Genomic DNA, 7424 nt, shown 5'->3' with positions numbered 1-7424 from the left:
ATAACGATTTACTGCAAACTTTTCTGAAGAAAGTGCATTATTTCAAATGTGATATCAACGAAGCATTCAGCTATCACGAATTGAAAAAACTGATCACTACGCCGGAAAATGGTTTCTCTCAAAATATCGTTTTTTATCTCTCAATCAGTCCTTCTCTGTTCAGCGTAGTGGGCGATCAGCTTTCTGCCGTTGGGTTGAATCAGGAAACTGATGGCTGGCGTCATCTGGTGGTCGAAAAACCGTTTGGTTACGATCAAAAAAGTGCCGCTGAACTGGAACGCATTCTGCGCAAAAACTTTACTGAAGAGCAGACTTATCGTATCGATCATTACCTGGGTAAAGGCACGGTTCAGAATATCTTTGTATTCCGCTTTGCCAATCTGTTGTTAGAACCATTGTGGAATCACAAATACATTGATCACGTACAGATCACGCATGCCGAACAGCAAGGTGTCGGTGGTCGCGCCGGATACTACGATGGTTCAGGCGCTTTACGTGACATGATACAAAGTCACTTATTGCAGGTGATGGCATTGGTTGCAATGGAACCACCAGCGGATATGGATGATGAATCATTACGTGATGAAAAAGTAAAAGTTCTTAAATCAATTCGTCCAATCACTAAAGATATCGTCGACCAACACGCTTTCCGCGGCCAATATGCGGCAGGTGAAATCAACGGCAAACCAGTCAAAGGGTATCTGGAAGAAGATGATGCACCGGCAGGCAGTGTGACCGAAACTTATGCCGCGATGAAAGTCTATATTGATAACTGGCGCTGGCATGGTGTGCCTTTTTATCTGCGCACCGGTAAATGCATGCCGGAATCAAAAGCGATGATTGCGATTCGCTTTAAAAAACCACCATTGGAATTATTTAAAGACACCGCAGTGGGTGAAAGTCATGCCAACTGGATTGTCATGGGTCTGCAACCAGATAACACATTACGTATCGAGTTACAGGCCAAACAACCTGGTCTGGAAATGAAAGCGCATACCGTTGGTCTGGAAACAATGGAATCAGATGATATTAAACATAAGCTGGATGCCTATGAAGCCTTGATTCTGGATGCCATTCAGGGTGACCGCTCACTGTTTTTACGTGCCGATGAAGTGAATCTGGCCTGGAAAGCTGTTGATCCGATTCTGGAGAAATGGTCTGAAGAAAAAGATTTCATCCACACCTACAAAGCCGGTACCTGGGGTCCGGAAGAAGTTGAGCAATTAAAGGACAATAGTTGTCACGCATGGCGTAATAATGTCTAAATAACACGCAAAAAAAACCGGACAATGTCCGGTTTTTTTTCGTTTGTTTATAAGTAGTTCAGGTCAGGGCCTGACCCAGTTTTATCTTCATCTCGGCTTTCCAGCTATCGGTCCAGGTTGGCGCACCCGCTGGTAACAATAAAACCACGGTCGACCCCATATTAAAACGCCCCATCTCCTCACCTTTATTCAGACGAATATGCGCATCGGTATAGTGCCAGTCCAGAATACCTTTGGTATATGGCGGCGTAATCTCGCCTTCATGCCACACGGTTTCCATACTGCCAACAAAAATAGCGCCCACCAGAATAAGAGCCATCGGTCCAAAGTCTGTCTGAAAAATGGTGACCACACGCTCGTTACGAGCAAACAATCGCGGTACACCGCGAACAGTCAGTGGATTAACCGAAAATAATTTCCCTGGTAAATAGCGCATTCGGGTCAGATTTCCTGAAACAGGCATATGGATTCGATGGTAATCACGAGGTGACAGATAAATTGTCGCAAACTGCCCCCCATCAAACTTTTCCGCTAATGCGGAATCGCCACCTAATAATTCCAATGTTGAATAATCGTGGCCCTTGGCCTGCACTATTCTGCCTTCTTCGATAAAGCCCAGTTGACTTAGACAACCATCCACGGGAGAGACAATCACATCTCTCCCCAATGCGATTGGTCTGGTTTGGGGTTTAATTTTTCGGGTGAAAAAAGCATTGAAATGTTGGTAGGAATTAATATCTGGATTTACCGCTTCCGTCATATCGACCTTGTACTGGCGAATAATGATTGAGATTATGCGATTCTTAAACCAGGGTGTGGTTAATCGACAAATTCGATGCATCAGCAATGATAATAAGTGTTGCGGCAAGCAGTATTGTGGCAGGGTCAGCCAAAAATCTTTTTTGCTTGCTCCAGGCACCTGATTTTGCTTTAGTTCGTTATTAGACAAATTGCCCCCTTTCACGCATTACCTAAGCTTGTCATAATCAGTTGCTGATATCACCAGCTCATTCCGCAAAGGAGTATACCAAGTCATGAAAAATCTGCTGAACGCATTAATAATCACATTGCTCAGTTTTACCAGCTATGTAAGTTATGCGGGAGGTGGCCAGCCGGATCAACCGTTGTATTACGTTATTGAAGAACCCTTTACCATTAATTTTTTGCGGCAAAGTGATGAGCAGGCACGTTATCTGCAAGTTAAAGTAGCGTTAAAGTCAGAGGATCCTGCCATCCTGAGCAGTGCAGAGAATAATCTTCCAATGATTCAAGATACGCTTCGTATTCTGTTTGCAGAGCAAAATATGGATTCAGTAAAAAGTCTTGAAGGTCGTTCCCAACTCCAGGAAGAAGCTTATCAGCGTATTAAAGCCATTTTTGAAGAAGAGACGGGTAACAGCAATCTTGAAGCAGTGTATTTCACTACCTTTCTCTGGCAATGAACAGGCACGGTATTTGCTTTGAATAAATTATCGATAGGACATAGACAAAATGGCTGAAATACAAAAAGATATCGAACTCAAACAAGGTATGAGCAAAAAAACCAAAATCATTATGATTATTGGGATTGTAGTGCTGTTAGCTGTCATTGGTGCGGGTGTTTACTGGTGGCTGTCTAAAGATGCAGCCTCGGATGAGTCGACAGAGGATGCCGAGGTAGCTGTACAGAAAGCCACTCCGATTTATCATGAAGTAACTGCCCCCTTTATTGTAAATTTCTCCGAGCAAAGCAATGATCGGGTCCGCTATTTGCAAATCAAAATGAAAGTTATGGCGCGTGATCAGGCATCCATTGATTTGTTTGCTTTACATGAACCGGCACTGGTTCATGAATTGCTGATGTTGTTTTACAGTCAAAATTATGACGATCTCAGTACAACTGAGGGCACCCAGGCTTTACAGCAGGCATCGCTGGAAACCATTAATAGTTTCCTTAAACAACAAAATAGTGATGTTACCGGGCTTGAAGCTGTTTATTTCACCAGCTTGGTAATGCAATAAATATGGCCGTTCACGATATATTGTCACAAGATGAAGTAGATGCACTGCTAAATGGTCTTGGCGGTGACGATATCCAACAAGATAAGCCTGAACTGGATGAATTCGGCAAACCACGGCGTTATGACTTCGGTAACGAAGAACGCATTATTCGTGGACGCATGCCGACGCTGGAAATGATCAACGAACGTTTCGCCCGCTATTTACGAATCAATCTGTTTAATATGTTGCGCCGCTCCGCTGAGATTTCCGTTGGTGGCGTTCAGGTTATGAAGTTCTCTGAGTATGTTCATACATTGTTTGTTCCGACCAGTCTGAATCTGATTCAGCTACATCCATTGCGTGGCACCGGACTTATCGTCTTTGAACCCAAACTGGTGTTTACCATTCTGGATAATTATTTTGGCGGCGAAGGCCGATTTCAGGCACGTATAGAAGGTAGGGAATTCACTGCAACCGAGTTACGCGTCATTCGAATGGTGCTGAATTTGTGTTTTACCGACTTAACCGAAGCCTGGTCACCAGTGATGCCGGTTCAATTTGAATTTGTCAGTCATGAGGTAAATCCACAATTTGCCAATATCGTCAGTCCCAGCGAAGTGGTGGTAATTTCGACTTTCCACATTGAACTGGATGGCGGTGGTGGTGATTTACATATCACCTTGCCCTACTCAATGCTGGAACCGATTCGCGAGTTACTTGATACGGGCCTGCAAAGTGATCGCTCTGCTGATGATGGTCGCTGGGCCAAATCAATGCGTGAAGAACTAATGCTGGCGGATGTCACCTTATCGGCAACGCTGGCACAAACCAAACTTACCCTGGAAGCCGTCCGTTCTTTAAAAGTGGGTGACATTATTCCTATCAGCATGCCCAAAACGGTGACCACAATGGTAGAAAATATTCCAATATTCCGCGCAAGCTATGGTGAGCATAATGAAAAAGCAGCGTTGAAAATCACCTCAATTATTGAACATCCGAAAGACAATACACCAAGTTACCAGCTGACAAAGGCTAAAAAATCATGAGTGAAGATACAAAACAATCCGATCAGGATCTGGCTGACGAATGGGCGGCTGCACTTGAAGAACAGGTGGATGACGATAGTGGCCAGGATGATTGGGCAGCAGCGCTTGAAGAGCAGGCCGATGCTGAATCATCAGCAGCCCAGCCCAGCCCGGCCCCACTGAATAAACTGGATGATGAAGGCAAACCACGTACCGATGTAGATCTGGACATGGTTCTGGATATCCCCGTAACTATTTCAATGGAAATTGGCCGTACCCGAATCAGCATCCGTAATTTGCTGCAATTAAGCCAGGGTTCAGTGGTTGAACTGGATCGGCTGGCAGGTGAACCGATGGACGTATTGGTTAACGATACCTTGATTGCCCATGGTGAGGTAGTTGTGGTGAACGACAAATTCGGTATTCGTCTGACCGATGTTATCAGCGCCGCAGAGCGGATTAAAAAACTGCGATGAGATATTGGCAAGTCATTTCGTTGAATTCTGTTGCATTGTTTCCACTATTGGTCAATGCGGAAACCATGAGTTCCACACCGGTCAATGCCAGTACGCTATTACAGACGATTTTCGGCTTGGTGGTGGTGCTGGCGATAATTGTGTTTTTAGGCTGGATGCTTAAACGCAGTCAATTTTTTCACGCAGCTCATAATGGGCAATTGAAAGTTTTAGGCTCACTTTCTTTAGGTACGCGGGAAAAGGCTGTATTGATACAAGTGGGTGAACAACAGCTTTTAATTGGCGTCACTGCACAACACATCAGCACTTTGCATACGTTATCCGAACCACTTCCCATTCGTGAAGTTTCCCCACCCGCTGAGGGTGAGTCATTTTCTGATCGGCTGAAACAGATGATGCAGCAAAAGAGTAATAAATAATGCGTAGCATGGGCCTGTTTTTATTGCTGCTACTGCTGCCTGGATTGGTTTTAGCCGACCCCGGTATTCCTGCATTGACCTTATCGACGGGTGAAGATGGATCACAAAGTTATTCGCTGACCTTGCAGATCCTGGCGCTGATGACAGTGCTGACGCTGTTGCCGGCTGCATTGTTAATGATGACCTCATTTACCCGTATTATCATTGTTCTGGCGATTCTACGTCAGGCAATGGGTGTGCAGTCCACGCCTTCCAATCAGATCATGATTGGTCTGGCGCTGTTTCTGACCTTTTTTATCATGTCTCCAGTGTTCAGCACAGCCTATGAAAATGGTGTCCAGCCATATATGGATGGCGATATCGAAGCTACCGCAGCTATTGAACAGGTCAGTCAACCCTTTCGCGAATTTATGCTGGCTCAGACCAGAGAAAGTGATATCGAATTATTTGCTGAAATTGGTGGTTATTCCGCAATTGAAAGCCCTGAAGATGTGCCTTTCAGCCTGCTGCTGCCAGCCTTTGTGACCAGCGAGTTAAAAACTGCTTTTCAAATTGGCTTTTTGATTTTCGTACCATTTTTGATTATTGATCTTGTCGTCGCTTCGGTTTTGATGGCAATGGGTATGATGATGTTGTCACCCATGCTTATCTCTCTGCCCTTTAAACTGATGTTATTTGTGTTGATCGATGGTTGGGCATTATTAATGGGAACGCTGGCCTCCAGCTTTTATATTTAGCCATGACACCTGAAACCGTATTAACTGTCATGCAACAAACGTTGGAAGTGATTACCTTATTAATCATCGTTATTTTAATCCCAGCGTTAGTTGCCGGTTTAATTGTCAGTATGTTTCAGGCTGCCACATCTATCAACGAACAAACCTTAAGTTTTATCCCAAAATTACTGGTCACTATTCTCGTTTTAATGATGGCTGGCCCCTGGATGCTGAGCTTGGTGACCAACTACACCATCCGTCTGTTTGAAAACATTCCCTACCTGATAGGTTAGCGATGAATCTGTCGTTCGCAGAGATCAGTGCGATGCTTGGGGCGTATCTTCTGCCGCTATTTCGCATTGGCGGTATGCTGATGGTTGCACCGATTTTTAGCAGCAATTTTGTCAATGTCCGTACCAGACTGATTATTGCTCTGGCCATCACTTTCGTGGTGGTTCCAACCATCAATACGCCCACCCCGGTATTCACTCCGCTAAGTGGTGAAGGCATCCTGCTTATTGCTCAAGAGGTGATGATTGGCATATGCATGGGGTTTATGTTGCAACTATTGATGAATGCCTTCATCGTCGCCGGTCAGATTGTTGCGATGCAGATGGGGCTTGGTTTTGCCTCAATGGTCGATCCTCAGAATGGCACAACGGTGCCGGTAATCAGTCAATTTTATCTGATCTTCATCACGCTGATGTTTCTCAGTATTAATGGGCATTTAGTGTTGATCCAGGTGATGGCGGAAAGCTTTATTACGTTGCCAATTGGTGCTGGCGGTATTTCAGTCGAAAGTTTTCGTGATATCGCCGGCCTGGCCAGCTGGATGTATGCAGCCGGTGTTATTATTGCTTTACCGGCAATTGGCTCTTTAATGATGGTTAATCTGGCCTTCGGTATTTTGTCACGTGCCGCCCCGCAAATCAGTCCATTTTCGATCGGTTTTCCGCTGACTATCGGGTTGGGCTTTGTCATCATTTATATCACCCTGCCCGCTGTAGGCAATCATCTGGTTAACTTTTCGGATCAAATGCTGCAAATGACACGAATGCTGGTATTGAACAATGGCTGAGCAGGATAGCGGTCAGGAACGCACCGAAGACCCCTCGGGTAAACGTCTTGATGAAGCACGGGAGAAGGGTCAGGTCCCCCGATCCCAGGAATTGAGCACAGTAGTGGTATTAATTTCCAGTGCGGTGGCGATGCTGTTTGTGGGTGGAAATCTGATCAGCAGTCTCGGCGAGGTAATGACCCAATCCTTTTCGCTTAATCGCAAGTTGATCATGGACCCGCATATGATGGCGCAGCAGCTTATTGTCGCCTTGAAAATCATGGCTGTTGATGTCGGTAGTTTTTTGGCGATTACGCTGATAGCTGCATTAGCAGCCCCGGCATTGATTGGCGGCTGGAACTTCTCCACGCAGGCCATGGGCATCAAACCAGAAAAAATGAGTCCACTTCGCGGTCTGAAGCGTATTTTTGGCCCTCAGGGTCTGGTTGAACTTGGCAAAGCGCTAGGCAAGTTTTTACTGGTGGG

General features: G+C 45.3%; 11 protein-coding genes. 10 read left to right on the top strand and 1 reads right to left on the bottom strand.

Annotated features, from left to right (window positions below):
• The coding region (gene zwf / locus B3M51_RS09670; RefSeq protein WP_292758647.1) for a glucose-6-phosphate dehydrogenase at window positions 1-1265 on the top strand (1265 nt) is incomplete at its 5' end.
• A gap of 58 nt (window positions 1266-1323) precedes the next feature.
• Here zwf and asd read toward each other — a convergent pair.
• Window positions 1324-2214, bottom strand: coding sequence for an archaetidylserine decarboxylase (asd, locus tag B3M51_RS09665; RefSeq protein WP_292758645.1), 891 nt, complete (start codon window positions 2212-2214; stop codon window positions 1324-1326).
• Between the two features lie 85 nt (window positions 2215-2299).
• On the opposite strand from asd, the gene B3M51_RS09660 reads away from it, so the two are divergent.
• From B3M51_RS09660 to B3M51_RS09620, 9 genes are all read left to right on the top strand, one after another.
• A complete protein-coding gene (locus B3M51_RS09660) occupies window positions 2300-2707 on the top strand; it encodes a flagellar basal body-associated FliL family protein (protein WP_292479940.1) in 408 nt (135 codons plus the stop codon).
• 49 nt (window positions 2708-2756) lie between these two features.
• Window positions 2757-3266 (top strand): flagellar basal body-associated FliL family protein, encoded by a 510-nt coding sequence (locus B3M51_RS09655; RefSeq protein WP_292758642.1) that lies wholly within the window; start codon window positions 2757-2759, stop codon window positions 3264-3266.
• Between the two features lie 2 nt (window positions 3267-3268).
• Window positions 3269-4291 (top strand): flagellar motor switch protein FliM, encoded by a 1023-nt coding sequence (gene fliM / locus B3M51_RS09650; RefSeq protein WP_292479944.1) that lies wholly within the window; start codon window positions 3269-3271, stop codon window positions 4289-4291.
• Window positions 4288-4746: a flagellar motor switch protein FliN gene (fliN, locus tag B3M51_RS09645; protein ID WP_014708074.1), complete on the top strand. Its 459-nt coding sequence runs from the start codon at window positions 4288-4290 to the stop codon at window positions 4744-4746. Before fliM ends, fliN begins: the two co-directional genes overlap by 4 nt.
• Window positions 4743-5165 (top strand): flagellar biosynthetic protein FliO, encoded by a 423-nt coding sequence (fliO, locus tag B3M51_RS09640; RefSeq protein WP_292479947.1) that lies wholly within the window; start codon window positions 4743-4745, stop codon window positions 5163-5165. Before fliN ends, fliO begins: the two co-directional genes overlap by 4 nt.
• A complete protein-coding gene (gene fliP, locus B3M51_RS09635; RefSeq protein ID WP_292758637.1) occupies window positions 5165-5902 on the top strand; it encodes a flagellar type III secretion system pore protein FliP in 738 nt (245 codons plus the stop codon). The genes fliO and fliP overlap by 1 nt, the downstream gene beginning before the upstream one ends.
• A 2-nt stretch (window positions 5903-5904) precedes the next feature.
• Entirely contained in the window at window positions 5905-6174 is a 270-nt protein-coding gene (gene fliQ / locus B3M51_RS09630) for a flagellar biosynthesis protein FliQ (protein ID WP_226075363.1), read from the top strand.
• A gap of 2 nt (window positions 6175-6176) precedes the next feature.
• On the top strand, window positions 6177-6959 hold the full coding sequence (fliR, locus tag B3M51_RS09625; RefSeq protein WP_292758634.1) for a flagellar biosynthetic protein FliR: 783 nt from the start codon (window positions 6177-6179) through the stop codon (window positions 6957-6959).
• Window positions 6952-7424 (top strand): EscU/YscU/HrcU family type III secretion system export apparatus switch protein (locus B3M51_RS09620; RefSeq protein ID WP_292758631.1); only part of this gene is annotated, 473 nt, incomplete at its 3' end. The genes fliR and B3M51_RS09620, both read left to right, overlap by 8 nt.

It is taken from the genome of Methylophaga sp. UBA2689, assembly GCA_002354555.1.
Classification (GTDB): Bacteria; Pseudomonadota; Gammaproteobacteria; order Nitrosococcales; family Methylophagaceae; genus Methylophaga.
This window is presented reverse-complemented; position numbering and strand designations above follow the sequence as displayed.